Origin of the sequence: Thermogymnomonas acidicola (assembly GCF_014646795.1) — an archaeon.
Taxonomy (GTDB): Archaea; Thermoplasmatota; Thermoplasmata; order Thermoplasmatales; family Thermoplasmataceae; genus Thermogymnomonas; species Thermogymnomonas acidicola.
The window spans coordinates 928,871-942,628 of record NZ_BMNY01000001.1 but is presented as its reverse complement, the minus strand read 5'-3'; the positions used below and the strand labels follow the sequence as shown (position 1 = coordinate 942,628).

At 58.9% G+C, this 13,758-nt stretch carries 13 protein-coding genes; 7 read left to right on the top strand and 6 right to left on the bottom strand.

The genetic code is table 11. The features are described 5' to 3' along the window. Window positions 1–45: 45 nt before the first annotated feature. The 6 genes from IEW66_RS04805 to IEW66_RS04780 all read left to right on the top strand — a co-directional run bounded on the left by IEW66_RS04805 (window position 46) and on the right by IEW66_RS04780 (window position 6,328). Window positions 46–2,100: a DEAD/DEAH box helicase gene (locus IEW66_RS04805; RefSeq protein ID WP_188680754.1), complete on the top strand. Its 2,055-nt coding sequence runs from the start codon at window positions 46–48 to the stop codon at window positions 2,098–2,100. Between the two features lie 23 nt (window positions 2,101–2,123). Next, entirely contained in the window at window positions 2,124–3,032 is a 909-nt protein-coding gene (locus tag IEW66_RS04800) for a class I SAM-dependent methyltransferase (RefSeq protein WP_188681239.1), read from the top strand. Between the two features lie 59 nt (window positions 3,033–3,091). Then, entirely contained in the window at window positions 3,092–3,868 is a 777-nt protein-coding gene (gene uppS, locus IEW66_RS04795) for a polyprenyl diphosphate synthase (RefSeq protein ID WP_188681237.1), read from the top strand. Window position 3,869: 1 nt separating this feature from the next. Continuing rightward, on the top strand, window positions 3,870–5,147 hold the full coding sequence (locus tag IEW66_RS04790) for a tRNA(Ile)(2)-agmatinylcytidine synthase (RefSeq protein ID WP_188680752.1): 1,278 nt from the start codon (window positions 3,870–3,872) through the stop codon (window positions 5,145–5,147). A 101-nt stretch (window positions 5,148–5,248) separates the two neighbouring features. Then, window positions 5,249–5,695, top strand: coding sequence for an AAA family ATPase (locus tag IEW66_RS04785; RefSeq protein ID WP_188680750.1), 447 nt, complete (start codon window positions 5,249–5,251; stop codon window positions 5,693–5,695). 24 nt (window positions 5,696–5,719) lie between these two features. Then, complete coding sequence (locus tag IEW66_RS04780; RefSeq protein ID WP_188680748.1) at window positions 5,720–6,328, top strand: CDP-alcohol phosphatidyltransferase family protein; 609 nt, start codon at window positions 5,720–5,722, stop codon at window positions 6,326–6,328. Here IEW66_RS04780 and glmM read toward each other — a convergent pair. From glmM to IEW66_RS04760, 4 genes are read right to left on the bottom strand one after another with little or no spacing between them, the layout of a single operon-like run. Next, complete coding sequence (gene glmM / locus IEW66_RS04775; RefSeq protein WP_188680746.1) at window positions 6,325–7,683, bottom strand: phosphoglucosamine mutase; 1,359 nt, start codon at window positions 7,681–7,683, stop codon at window positions 6,325–6,327. The genes IEW66_RS04780 and glmM overlap by 4 nt on opposite strands. 40 nt (window positions 7,684–7,723) lie before the next feature. After that, entirely contained in the window at window positions 7,724–8,803 is a 1,080-nt protein-coding gene (locus IEW66_RS04770; RefSeq protein WP_188680744.1) for a glycosyltransferase, read from the bottom strand. Window position 8,804: 1 nt separating this feature from the next. Then, window positions 8,805–9,080: an elongation factor 1-beta gene (locus IEW66_RS04765; protein WP_229657493.1), complete on the bottom strand. Its 276-nt coding sequence runs from the start codon at window positions 9,078–9,080 to the stop codon at window positions 8,805–8,807. Window position 9,081: 1 nt separating this feature from the next. Beyond that, window positions 9,082–9,249, bottom strand: coding sequence for a zinc finger domain-containing protein (locus IEW66_RS04760; protein ID WP_075056388.1), 168 nt, complete (start codon window positions 9,247–9,249; stop codon window positions 9,082–9,084). A 64-nt stretch (window positions 9,250–9,313) separates the two neighbouring features. Here IEW66_RS04760 and IEW66_RS04755 point away from each other — a divergent pair, with 64 nt between their 5' ends. Next, the gene (locus IEW66_RS04755) at window positions 9,314–9,619 is read left to right on the top strand and encodes a hypothetical protein (RefSeq protein ID WP_188680742.1); all 306 of its coding nucleotides are present in this window, start codon (window positions 9,314–9,316) and stop codon (window positions 9,617–9,619) included. Here IEW66_RS04755 and IEW66_RS04750 read toward each other — a convergent pair. Then, entirely contained in the window at window positions 9,591–10,187 is a 597-nt protein-coding gene (locus tag IEW66_RS04750; protein ID WP_188680740.1) for a site-2 protease family protein, read from the bottom strand. The two genes, IEW66_RS04755 and IEW66_RS04750, sit on opposite strands and share 29 nt — an antisense overlap. Beyond that, on the bottom strand, window positions 10,187–13,726 hold the full coding sequence (locus tag IEW66_RS04745; protein ID WP_188680738.1) for a tetratricopeptide repeat protein: 3,540 nt from the start codon (window positions 13,724–13,726) through the stop codon (window positions 10,187–10,189). Before IEW66_RS04745 ends, IEW66_RS04750 begins: the two co-directional genes overlap by 1 nt. Between the last annotated feature and the right edge of the window lie 32 nt (window positions 13,727–13,758).

Below are 13,758 nucleotides of genomic sequence, written 5' to 3'. Positions count from 1 at the left end.
TAAAAGGCTCACAAACATTATGAAAAGTCAAGCATTGACCGTTCGATGAGGGTCAGCGATCTGGGCCACCCCGGTGAGTTTCTAGACCTCTTCGGTGGCAGGGACTTCGAACTGTACGGGCACCAGGAGGAGGCCATTGAGGATTTCCGCAGTGGGCACAACGTCCTCCTTAGCGTTCCTACCGCCGCGGGAAAGACACTGGTGGCCTATTCAGCGATCCTCGACACCTTCGCCAGAGGGATGAAGTCAATATACATAGTCCCTCTGAAGGCCCTGGCCTCGGAGAAGTTCGACGAGATGAAGCGTTTGAGGTCGCTGGGCATGAGGGTGAGCATATCGGTTGGGGACTACGACAGCCCTCCCTCAGTGATAAGGGAGAACGATGTTGTCGTGATGACGGGTGAGAAGGCAGACTCGTTCCTGCACCACGACCCTGATGTCTTCCAGGACGTGGGCCTGATCGTGGCCGACGAGGTGCACCTTATAGGCGAGAGGAAGAGGGGGCCGGTACTTGAGAACGTGCTCACGGGTGCAAGGCTGGTGAACCCTGACCTGAGGGTTGTGGCCCTGTCAGCAACGGTTTCCAATTACGGGGAGATTGCGAAGTGGCTCGGCGCCAGGAGCGTTGTGAGTGACTTCCGTCCGGTGAAGCTGAGGAGGGGCATATATTACAGGGGAAGGATAATATACGATGACCAGTCCATCGAGAACCTGCCGAAGGGCAACGACCTCTGGGGGCTGGTGTGGAAGTTCGTGAGCGGTGGCGGCCAGGTGCTCATATTCGTCAACTCCAGGAGGCGGGCTGAGGAGACTGCGAGGGTGCTGGCCGACGCCAGCAGCAGGGAGACCGAAATAGACGAGGACTACGACGATGATGGCATGTATCAGGAGGACCTGTTCGACCTCATGAGGAAGGGGGTGGCATACCACCACGCCGGCCTCTCACTGGAGCAGAGGGCACTCATAGAGAAGATGTTCAGGGAGAGGCAGCTGGACGTGATAGTGGCCACCCCAACACTCGCCGCAGGCGTGAACCTGCCGGCCAGGGCGGTTATTGTCAGGGATACCACGAGGTTCACCGATGGTCACACGGAGTACATACCATCGATCGAGGTGCAGCAGATGCTGGGCAGGGCCGGCAGGCCAGGATACGATACACAGGGATACGCCATCATATTCGCCACGACTCCCGCCGGGTACGACAGGGCCAGGGCCTACCTGACCGGGGAAACAGAGCCAGTGGTCTCGTCCTTCGGCGACCCGGAGAGGGTAAGGTTCAACTGCCTGGCCCTCGTTTCCAGCCGCCTAGCCAACACACTGGAAAAGATAGAGGCCTATTACTCCTCAACCCTTTACTCACTCCAGTCCGGCATCGAAAGGGTCAGGCCCATAATACCGGCCGCCCTTGACTTCCTAGAGAGGGAGGGCTTCATAAGGGAGTGGGATGATGGCTACAGGCCCACCCAGTTCGGAAAGGAGGTCTCTGACCTTTACATTGACCCGGAGAGTGCTGTGGTGCTCAGGGAATACCTTGCAGGCACGACCTCTGTGGACAGGGCCCTGCTGGCCATTTCGCTCACGAGGGACATGCAGACCCTCAGGTACTTTGAAAGCGAGGTCGACACGCTCTGGTCCTTCCTCGAGGAGTGCAGTTACAGGTCGTACGATGATACCGCGCTGAAGGCGGCCAAGACCGCGCTGGTGCTGAGGGACTGGATAGAGGAGGTCCCCATGAGGCAGATATGCAACACCTACGCCATCGGGCCTGGCGATGTGCAGAGCTGTGCGTCCTCCGCAGAGTGGATGGCCTACTCCCTCTGGAAACTCTCCACCATCATAAAGAGGGAGAGTGCCCACGAGCACCAGGTCCTCTACAGGAGGATAAGCGAAGGCGTTAGGGAGGACATCCTTGCCCTCACGGTAATAAGGGGCGTGGGCAGGGTCAGGGCGAGGAGGCTCAAGATGGCGGGCCTTGACACGGTTGAGAAGGTAGCCTCGGCTGGCATAGACAAGATAGCCACAATACCCGGGTTCTCAACAAGGCTGGCTGCCGATACTATCAGGAACGCTTCCATCATCCTCAGGAGGATGGGCACTTGAGGTTCCTAAAAGTGCAAAAGCAAATGGCACAGGAGGCGATAACCGAGGGGAAGCGCCAGGGTTGGATGGACAGGACACACAGGGTGGCCCACGAGGGAGACTTTGTCCTCATACCTCTGAGGCCAGGCCATGACCCCCCGGGAGAGGTTGTGGAGAGGGAAGTGGAGGAGGAGGCCAGGGAGAGGCCCAGGCCCTTCAGGTCATCGTTTGACGTGGTAGGGGACATAGCCATAGTGAAGGTCAGGGACGTTGAGAGGGCCAGGGAGATCGCCTCCTCCATACTGGCCTCAAACAGCCACGTGAGCGCAGTCTTCCACGATGCTGGCATATCCGGCACAGAGAGGAGGCGGAGGCTGAGCTTCCTGGCAGGCAGCTACCACACGCTGACAGAGCACAGGGAGAACGGGATAAGGCTCTTCGTCGATGTTGAGAAAGTATACTTCTCGCCAAGGCTTGCAACGGAGAGGATGAGGGTGTGCAACAGGGTCGCCGACGGCGAGAGGGTGCTGGACATGTTCGCTGGCATCGGGCCTTTCTCCATAACGATAGCCAGGTACAGGAGGTGCAGCGTCACAGCTGTGGACATAAACAGCGATGCCATTGGCCTCATGAGAAGGAACATAGAGGCCAACAGGCTCCTGGGAAGGGTTGAGCCCGTGCTGGGAGATGCAAGGGAAGTTGTGGCGGGGCGCGGGCCATTCGACTCTGTCATTATGAACCTGCCCCACAGCCCGGATGAGTTCCTGGACGTTGGCCTCTCTGTGCTCAGGGAAGGTGGCAAGGTGTTCTATTACAGGATATGCGACCTGGACACACTATACCTTACAATGGAGAGGTTCAGGGAGGCCGGCTGCCAGATCCTGGAGAAGAGGAAGGTGCACGGGTACTCCCCCAGGGAGGACATGTACCACATACTCGCGAGGAAAGGTTGAAATTATTAAGAGGGCTTGCATTCAACCATAGGTAGTGCAGGAGTTCTAGAGTGGATGAGATGGGAATAGCCGAGAGGATAGGTTCCATTACAAGCGAGATCTACGAGAAGATCCTGCTGGAGGACGTCAGGAAGAACCCTGTACCCAGGCACATAGGCATCATAACCGACGGCAACAGGCGCTACGCCAGGAGCGTGGGGATATCCGAGAACGAGGGCCACCTGAGGGGGAAGGAGAAGCTGGAGGAGGTGCTTGAGTGGTGCATGGAGGTGGGCGTGAGGATCGTGACTGTCTACGGCTTTTCCACTGAGAACTTCGCCAGGAGCCCGGATGAGGTGGAATTCCTCTTCTCCCTCATTAACAGGGCCTTCATAGACCTCATGAAGGATGAGCGCGTCCACAGGAACAAGATCAGGGTAAAGGTCATAGGTGAGATCAGGAGGCTGCCTGAGTACCTACAGGAGACCATCAGGAAGGTGGAGGAGGCCACGAACGGGTACGATGAGTTCAGGTTCAACCTTGCCATCGGCTATGGTGGGAGGGAGGAGATCATAAACGCCATAAGGAAGATAGCCAGGAAGGTCAGGGAAGGCGAGCTGGAGCCGGATGAGATAAACGAGGAGATGTTCCGCCAGTACCTCTACGACGGGTCCATACCGGACCCGGACCTGATCCTCAGGACCAGCGGCGAGGAGAGGATCTCCAACTTCCTTCTGTGGCAGTCTGCATATTCCGAACTGTACTTTTCCGACGTGTACTGGCCGGAGTTCAAGAAGACGGACTTCCTGAGGGCCATACTCTCCTACCAGGCCAGGAAGAGGAGGTTCGGGAGGTAGGATGCACCTCGGAATAGACGACACGGACTCCAGGAAGGGCATGTGCACCACCTTTACCCTCCTTAGCGTGCTGAGGGAGGTCGACCTGGTGCCCCTCTCGTACCCGAGGCTCGTGCGGCTGAACCCGGAGATACCGTACAAGACAAGGGGGAACGGGGCACTCTCGGTGGAGCTCGGCCTGCCAGGTGGCAGCGGCAAGTTGATAGGGACGTGGAGGGGCGAGCCCATAATCATGTACCCTGATGGTGAGAGGGTGTACAGGGAAAGCGTGCTGGAGGAGGCAGCTGAGGTGGTGGAGCGCCTGCATGAAAGGGACGAGGGGACAAACCCCGGCATTGTGATATCCAGTGACAGGCTCCCGGAGGAGCTGTACTGGAGGGCGGTCAAGGACGTCGTGGATACCGACGAGATCAGGAACCACCTCAGGCACCTTGGGGCCCGGTGGGCCGAGTTCGGCAACGGGAGGGGCATAATAGGTGCGTCTGCATCAATCGCCTGGCCGGGAGAGAGGCATACCTTCGAGGCCCTCGTGTACAGGGAGCCGAGGGCACCAGAGACGCCAAAGGGGGTGATGTGGCGGATAGGGGAGATGGCCGAGGGAACCCGGGGGACGTTCAACAACATCGACAGGAGGAACGGTCACGTGGCCCTGTTCCCGGCCCCAATCACCCCTGTGGTGCTGGGCGTGAGGGGGACGGACCCGGAATCCCTTGCCTCGCTGGCCAGCAGGGCATCCGGGATGCTGGATGCGCACGGCTACCTGACATTCATGAGCAACCAGGGTACCGATGACCACCTCATAGAGGGGCCGGAGAGGCTGGAGGACATGCACTCCTACAGGATCACCGTGCGCATCTCCGGAAGGCCAAGGACAGAGAGGGGATCGCACGTTTTCGTCAGGGCGGTCTACAGGGGTCAGGAGATAGACCTAGCCGCGTATGAGCCCACCAAGGAGTTCAGGGACACTGTAAGGGGCCTCATGCCAGGGGACTCTGTGACGGTCACAGGCTCATTCAGCAGGGGCACCCTCAACCTTGAGAAATTATACGTAGAAGCTACAGCACTGACCTTTGAGAGGGAGGCGCCTGCGTGCAGATCTTGCGGGAGGAGAATGAAGAGCAAGGGGAGGTTCGATTACAGGTGCCAGGAGTGCGGTACCCGTTCAGACCTGCCGGAATACGCGGTGGTGAAGAGAGATCTCAGAGGGACACGCTTCCAGGTGCCCGTGTGTGCCAGGAGGCACCTCACGGAACCGCTGGAGCTCGAGGGACTCGTATGAGTGCCCTCTAATGTGGCCCCGGGAACCATGGGGTGCATGCCGGGCACAATGCCAGGGAAGGTAGACGGTGAGGTGGAAAGCGCTGGGGTGGAGGGAGTGGTATGATGTGCATAACAGGGCCCCCGGGTGCCGGCAAGACCACGGTATGCCGGGTGCTGCTCTCTATGGGGGTGAGCTGCGCATCCCTGAACGAGCTTGCGCGGGAAATGGGGTTCGTGAACGGTGACGAGGTAGACATCGACCTCCTATCATGCGCCAGGCTGCCTTACAGGTTCGTGGAGTCGCACTACTCCCACCTCCTGCCGTGCTCCGCCGTCTTCATCCTGGAGGTGAGCGAAGACACCCTGAGGAGGAGGATGGAGGAGAGGGGCTACTCAGAGGGGAAGATAGAGGAGAACCTGGAGACGCAGAGGGCAGACATATACTTCCAGGAGGCCCTGGAACGCCTCCCGGCCACAAGGATATTCAGGATAAACGCCGAGGGCAAGGACCCTGACGCTGTGGCTGGGACGATACTCTCCATCGCATCCAGGCTAGCAATCACTTAATTACAGGGACAGATACCTTAGCGGATGGCTCTAGACACGTACAGACCGAAGGCCGACAGGTTCATCGAGCCAATAGCCAGGGCATTCTACCGCGCCAGCCCATCGCAGCTCACCGTTTCTTCCCTGGCGCTCTCAGGAATTGCCGGGGCCTGCTACTACCTATCCCTGAGGCCATACCTCATCGCTTCGCTTGTGGCCGTGGCCTTGGCCTCCCTGTTCGACGCCCTCGACGGCAAACTGGCCAGGATGAAGGGCGTGGCATCGAAGAGAGGGGATCTCCTTGACCACGTGATAGACAGGTTCAGCGACATATTCATACTGGCTGGCCTGGCCTTCAGCACCCTCGGCAACGTTGCCCTCGGGCTCTTCGGGATGGAGGGTGTCCTGATGACGAGCTACATGGGCACCCAGTCCCAGGCCCTTGGCCTCGGCAGGAACTACTCTGGAATAATGGGGAGGGCTGACAGGCTCGTCTTAATAATTGTGGTGACGGTGGTTGAGATAGTGTACCCGGTGCGGTATGCCTGGTACTTCCAGATAACGCCCGTCACAGTCCTCCTCCTGGCATTCGGCGTGCTCGGGAACTACACAGCGGTCAAGAGGTTCTCAGATGCCTGGAGGTCGCTGGGCTAGCGCAGCTGTGCACCCTCCAGGAACTCCCTGTATTCTTCCCCGAGCTCCCTGGCGTATCCCCTGTCCCTGGACTGCGCGTAGATCCTTATTATGGCCTCCGTGCCAGAGGGCCTCAGCAGCACCCAGCCGTTCTCGTGGAAAACCTTCACCCCGTCTGTCCTGTCCACCTTCCTGCCCTCTGCGTACTTCAGGACCAGTGGCAGGACCTCCTCCCATGGCTTCTTCCTCTCGACCGATGCCTTGAACATGTGGTACTCCGGTACCTCCTTCAGGAGCTCGGACAGCTTCCTGCCGGTGCGCGCCATCAGGTCCAGGACGAGCGACATTGTCATCGCACCGTCCCGGCAGTACTGGTGCGGCCCGAATATGACGCCACCGTTCTCCTCGCCACCAACCCTTGCACCTGTCTCGATCATCGTCCTGATTACCACGGGAGCGCCAACTACCGTCCTCACAACCCTGGCCCCCACCTCGGAGCAGACCTCCTCTATGGCATCAGAGGTGCTGACCGGCGTCACAACGACGTCTCCGTTCCTGGCTGTGTGCCTGACGATGAGGGCAAGTGACCTGTCGCCATCAACGAACTGCCCCCTCTCGTCCACGAAGACGCACCTGTCAGCGTCACCGTCATGTGCCACACCGAGGTCATACCCGCCTGACCTTACGGTGCTTATGAGGGCCTTCAGGTTGGCCTCCACTGGCTCCGAGGGCCTGGCCGTGAAGAGGCCATCAGGGTTGGAGTTCAGGGTCGTGACCGATGCCCCGTACCTGGACAGTAGTTCAGGGCTCGTCCTATAAGATGCACCGTTGCCCGTGTCCAGCGCCACCCTGAAGGCAGAGGCCCTGATCCTGTCCACAGATACCCTGGACGCCACCCCCCTCACGTACAGTTCCTCCGCCGTGCTGTCCCACCTGTTCCTCCCCACAGAGTTCCAGTCTGCGGAGTGGAACTGGCCCGAGTGGTGTATGACCTCTATCTCCCTCTCCTTCTCCCTGGCCAGTTCAGAGCCGTCGGAATCTATGCACTTTATCCCGTTGTACTGCGGCGGGTTGTGTGAGGCCGTTATCATGACGCCGGGCATGCCAGTGTTCTTGCAGTAGTACTGCAGGGCTGGTGTCGGGAGGATGCCCAGGTCCACGGTGTCTGTCCCCGTTGAGTTCAGGCCAGACTGGACTGCACCCATGATCATTTGGCCTGAGAGCCTCGTGTCGCGGCCCATGGCCACTTCCCGTGCCCTGAAGAACGTGCCTATGCTCTTCCCGATGCTCTGCGCGAACTCCACCGTGAGGTCCCTGTTCGGTACGCCTCTTATGCCGTTTGTGCCAAAGAGCCTGGGTGCAGATCCTCTTTCCATAACCTTGAATCTGCACACGATATAAATAGGTTCGATAGGTTCACTGGAAGTCCGGCGATATGAGCCTGTACTTCCTCCCCCTCCACACGATCTCCTTCATCAGCCTGCCCTTGACGAGGTTGTAGGTATAGACAGGGAGTACGAGGAGGTTGCACAGTACGAACAGTGGGTCCCTCCTCCCAGCCCTCTGGCAGTTCCTCGCTATCGTTATCGAAATGGGCAGGAGCAGGATAACGAAGGCAGGGGAGATGTAGATGGAGAGGACCGCAGCCATGGCTATCAGGAAAAGGTGTGAAATGTAGAACGTGATGCCGTAGGTGAATATCTTGCTGCTCGCAGATATCGATAGGGCCGTCTCCCTGTTCGACCACTCTATGAATGTGGAGAAGTCGTCGTCAGAGTTCACCCTGGGGGTCGCGGACTTAACGTAGGCCAACTTCAGGCCCTTTGCCTTGCATATCTTCGTTATCGCTATATCGTCAGAGACACCTGACTTGAAGAACTCAAGCTCCCTCTGCCCCATTATCTCGGACCTGAACGCAAGTGAACCGCCCCATCCGAACCTCGTTATCCTGGATTCCATGAGGCCCATGCCCACAAGGCCCCAGGCCATCTTCACATGCGACCAGAAGCCGCCCATAGGGTAGAAGATGGGGAAAGTGGTTGAGAGGCCGGTTTCACTGTCCCCCAGAGGTGCCACCAGGTCCCGGAGCCAGTTGGGTGGCATCTCAGCATCTGAATCAGCGAACACATAAACCTCTGACCTCACCCTCTCCAGAACCGTGGCTATTGCCCTGACCTTCCCGCTGCAGGCCTCGCACCTGGCATCCGACACCATGAGTTCCAGGCCCACCCTCCTTATCGTCTCAACAGCCGGGTCATCCAGGGAGTCCACAACGGCAATAACCCTGTAGTCCCCGTAGTCCTGGGATACGAGCGACCTCAGGTTTCTCTCCAGCGTTAGGTCCTTACCCCTGCACGGCACTATGACCGTGACGTGTGGGCTGTAATTCCCTGGCCTGTGGTCATCCCTGCCCCTGACGACGCTTATAAGGAGGAGGCCCAGGAATACCAGGGATGTGAAGGCGATTACCGCGATCTCATAATAGGTGAGGGACATATCATATCAGGGATACGCCCTCGCTGTCCACCTGCCCAACGCCCTTTGTGGACGAGAGTATCCTCTCTACACTGTCTATCTTTCCCTCGGAATCGTCCACAATGACCTCCACACGGAGGGCCCTGAGCCCGAAACCTATGTCCTCAGTCTCGATCCTGTTTATGTCGCACACTCCCTTAAGTGAAGACCTGAGGCTCTCCTCAATACCCTTAAGGTCTGTGGACACGTCCTCCGGGAGCACCTTGAAGGTTGCCAGGACCTCGCCCAGAACTACCACCTCACGGACCAACGAAGCCACAGGACGGGCAAACGTACTGCGTGGAGTGTTCCCTGCACTCCTTGCACCTGCCTATGAGCTCCTCGCCGCAGTTGGGACACGGGAACACGGAGTAACCGACCTCTATGAGTCCAACACCGCATGATGAACAGTTTTCCTTGAACTTCATTGCCTTCTTCCTCTCCCCCTCATATTGATGAAAAATATTTAACCCTACCTCAAATGGCGGGCCCGTGTCCGCAAGGGTGAAATACGTTGCGCTCTCGGACGAGGGAGCCATTGAACTGAGTGCGGAAGCAGCATTTCCGGTCTCAAGGAGGGACGGCTATTTCATGGTTTCCCTGCCCGCATCCCCATCCAATGTCAGGGCGGTGAACACCTCCAGGACCGTGAGGCTTGAGTGGGGGAGGAAGGCTGCTGAGGCCAGAGTGGAGATGAGGCTCACCGTGGGATCAAGCGAAGTCCTCTTCCTTAAGGTTGACGGATCAGTCCTGGACCAGATATTTCCGGTCAGACGATCAAGATCAGGAACAGGATGAGGGCGATCGCAAGGGTGGCCCCGAAGGCCCTTATGTCCCATGAGAGCACCTTCTGGCCGTCGAGCGGGGGTACCGGTATCATGTTGAACAGTGCGAACCACGCATTCAGCTCCGAAAGTTCCTGCAGGATAGGTGATACGATACCAGCGTGTCCGGCGAGCAGGTAAGCCATCAGGAACACCACAGACATGGCAATGTTTGCCCCTGGCCCTGCCAGTGCCACCTTGCCCACCTGGTCCCGCCTGTATATGCCGCCAATGTTCACCGCTCCGGGCGCTGCGAAGATGATGCCAATGACTGATGTCACCAGGGCCAGGACAAGGCCAAGTGGCCAGAGCCTGAAATAAGCGATGCCACCGTAGCTCCTGGCGAAGTACCTGTGGGACATCTCGTGCAGGAGAAAGGCGGTAAGGGTGATCAGCAGGCTCTCCCCCAGGGCCAGGGCTGCAACGGCTGCGCTGAAGACACGTGATGACCTCACGATCACGATGAAAAAGGCCAGGGTGAGTCCCAGCACCGCTACTATGATGTCCTGGCGCTCCCTGCTGTACCTGTAGCTGTAATACATCAGCCCCTTCCCCCTCTCTGTACCTGAGTGCTAACTGACGCGGCCTCGGAGATCCCAACTCCCAGCTGCGCCGAGAGGTGGAGCGGGTCCTGGCCTGCTGCAGCGGAGCCCGCAACCTGCTTTATGTAATAGTAAAGGTCCCTGGCCAGTTCTGGCTCCCTGAAGCCCATGGCCCTGAAGACCATGTATATCTCCAGGTCCCTTGAGGTCACCCCACGGTACGCCTTCAGTATCCTGGGGATGATGTCTGCACTGACCCTCTCAAGCACATCCCTGCCGTACCTGGGGTGCGGGTCCCTGGGGTACAGGAACTCGTAGGCCCTGGAGACGCGCTCCTGGCTGAGGCCCAGCCTCTTCTGCGCCTCTGCCTCACCCATCCTCCTGCCCAGCTTTGCCTCAGCCTTCATTATCTCCGTCACATCTCCGAGGAGGTTCACCCTGGACTCCTCCGCCCTGATCTCCCTCTCAAGGAGGCTGCAGGCCTCAGGACCCAGCGCATCCCTGTTCCTCTCTATCAAAGCCCTGGCCCTCTGGAAGTCACCCCTCCTCAGGTGCGACCTCACCAGGTAGCCCAGGACAACCGGGTCCTGCAGTTCAGCGTCCCTGGAGAACATCTTTATGAGCTGGTCGTACTCCCCCGACTGGTACAGGAGCCTCGCCAGCTCGTCCCCCACCTGCCTCCTCTGGGCCGGCTCATCCAGGAGCGATAGCGTCTTGGTGAGCAGTGAGACCGCGGCACCTGAGTCACCTGCGGTCTCATAGCACGAGGCAAGCCTCCTGGCGTTGTCCACATCCCTGGGGAAATTGCCCTGTATGTTCTCCAGTATCGATATGGCCTCCCTCATGTTCCCCTCTTCCAGGTACTTCTGAGCGATGGCCTTGCCCAGGAAGGAGTACCCGCCCTGCCTGTATATATCTATTAGGGCGGACCTGACCTCCTGGTTCTTCCACAGGACCCTGATGAGGTAGAGGAGCCACTCCCGCTCCACTGGGCTCACCTTACCGAGGGAGTGGAGGGCGCGCAGTATCCCAGGCACGTCCCCCTTCTTGTAGAGCATCTTTATCTTCAGTATTCCCGGCTCCTCCATCTTCCTGATTATGGCATCCGCCTCCTCAAGGTGCCCTGTCTCGATGAGCGTGTCTGCATAATTGCGTATCTTGTCAGGCTGCACACCGAGCGTTATCGCTTCCCTATAGCTGAGCAGTGCCTTCCTGAAGTCCCCCAGGGCGTAATATGCGTCGCCCAGGGCAAGGCTGGTCTCAGGGTCGTGGGGCCTCTGCTCAAGGTCATCGAGGGCCTCCATGAGCTCCGTGTTCAGACCGGCACTCATGCAGGCCCTGCATGCAGCCCTGACGTCCTCAGATACTGTTTCGGCATCCCTCAGAACGCCCAGTGCCAGCCTGCATACCACGCTCGCCCCGGCGTCCGTGCAGTCCCTCCTTATCCTCTCAACCCAGATGTTCTTCACCCCTGCCTTCTCCGCCTCCGCAAGCACATCCCCGGCGAGCCCCTCCATCCTGAGGCAGGCCCTGTGGAGCACAGACCAGTCCACGTGCGCGAGGAACCCGCGCTCTGATGCTGCCCTTACTGCTGCGATGACCTCCCTGGGCTTTCCCAGGGCCACCGCTATGCCTATCTGCGTCTCGTGCGAGTAGACGGTCCCCAGCCTCTCCATCGACTTCCTGTTGACCTTATCCGATCCATCTAGGTCACCCTTGAGCATGAGCGCCCTAGCCACCACGGCCATGTACCAGGGGTCGGAGTAGTTCTTCTCTGGCTCCCTCTCCAGTATGCCCAGCGCCAGGTCCCACCTGCCCTGCCTTATGGCGAACCTGGATACGGGGTACATAAACTCCCGGGTGTCCGCCAAGTCGTGGCCTTCGCCCATGGACTGTATGGATGAGAGGTTCTCCAAGAGTGCCTGGATCCTCCTGTACCTGTTTCCCAGTTGCTCCCTTGCACCGGCTGGCAGCTTCCCTGACCTGAACGCATCCGTGGACTCTATGGAGAGCCAGACGAGCGCCTCAGAGCCGTAATGTGAGTAAGCCTCCACGCCACCCTTCAGCGCCACCTCCCCCCTCAGTGCATCGAGTACCTTCTTCACCAGTTCCCTCCTCTCAGACCTTATTCCCTTGAGGAGCGACAGGAGGTGGCCCACAGACTCCTCATCCCGGACAGAGAAGAATATGGCGTCCATGCACAGGGGGTCGGTTATGAACTCCTTCTCAGGGCTGTCCGGATAGACCTCAGTTGCCCTGCCTGACCTGATGAGGGAGGCCAGGTAGTAGTTCCCGAGCTTTCGAAGTGCAGCTTCGCCTGACCTCCTGATGGTCTCCATCACCTTGCTGTACTCACCATTGGAGTACAGGACACTCACCGCGAATTCCAGGGCACCGCTGTCTGAGGGGTCTTGCTCCAGGATCTGCTGGGCCACAGAGAGCGCCTCTGCAGTCCTCCCCAGTGTCTTATCTATCTCCAGCCTCTCCCGTAGGAAGCTGACCTTCTGCCCGTACCTCTCGATGGCCCTGTTTATTATGGAGAGGCATGAACCGTAGTCTGCTATCCTCTTGCACGCCTGTATAGCCATTATGAAGTCTTCCTCTGTGGCCCTTCCCCCCGATATTATGGTGTTCAGGCACCTGTACGCTTCCTCCGGCTTGCCGGCTGTCAGAGAGAGGGATGCGTAAAGCCTCCTGGTCTCGTCATCTGTTTCCTGTGACTGCACCACCTCCCTCAGCACCTGCAGTGCCTCCTGGCCCTGGCCAAGGGCAGACAGTATCCTTGCCCGGAGCACGGTTTCTCCCGGAGACCTGCCAGCCATGGCAAGTGCCTTTAGTGCCCTGTCGTTCAGTCCGTACCTGTGCATCAGCTCCGCAGCCCTCAGTGCCATCTCGCCGTCCACGAGCCTGCTGATGTCGACCCTTGACAGTGTCATGGTGATGTCGTTGATCCGGCCCTGTGACGCCAGCCTCTCCAGGTATTTGTCCAGGATCCAGTATTTCCCCTGGCCAACGGCTAGGTGCATCACATACTCCGCCTGCCTGTCCAGGCCCCTGGCAGAGAGCTCCGAGATCAGTGCGTTCACCGTCTCTCTGTCCATGGACATAAGGGCACCCTCGATGAAGATGACCGGATACATCCCACGGGCCAGGGCTATGACCAGAACCCTCCTGAGGTCCGGGATCTGCCCGGCGTGCTCAGCGGCCTCCTTCTCTGCATCCGGGTCCTCTAGCACCTCTGGGTGTTCCCTCAGAACTGAGGACGCGAGTTCGGCGTTCCCAGACCTAAGGGCAGATATGAAGAGATATGGCCTGGCTGCCCCGCCCTGGTCCCCATCGGCGAGGATCCTGCCGGCCTCAACATCGTAAATGTTCATGGCCTTCAGTTCACGGAGCAGGCGCCCTGCATCCCCACCGGAAGAGCAGATCTCCCCCAGTCTCCTCTCTGCCTCGCTGTCCAGAAGCCCCCTTGACCTGAGAGCCCCCAGGAGCCTGAAGCATGCATCCGTGTTGCCATTACCCTCAGAGGGGTCGGACATCCCTCCAGTACCTCACCGTAAATATATTACCT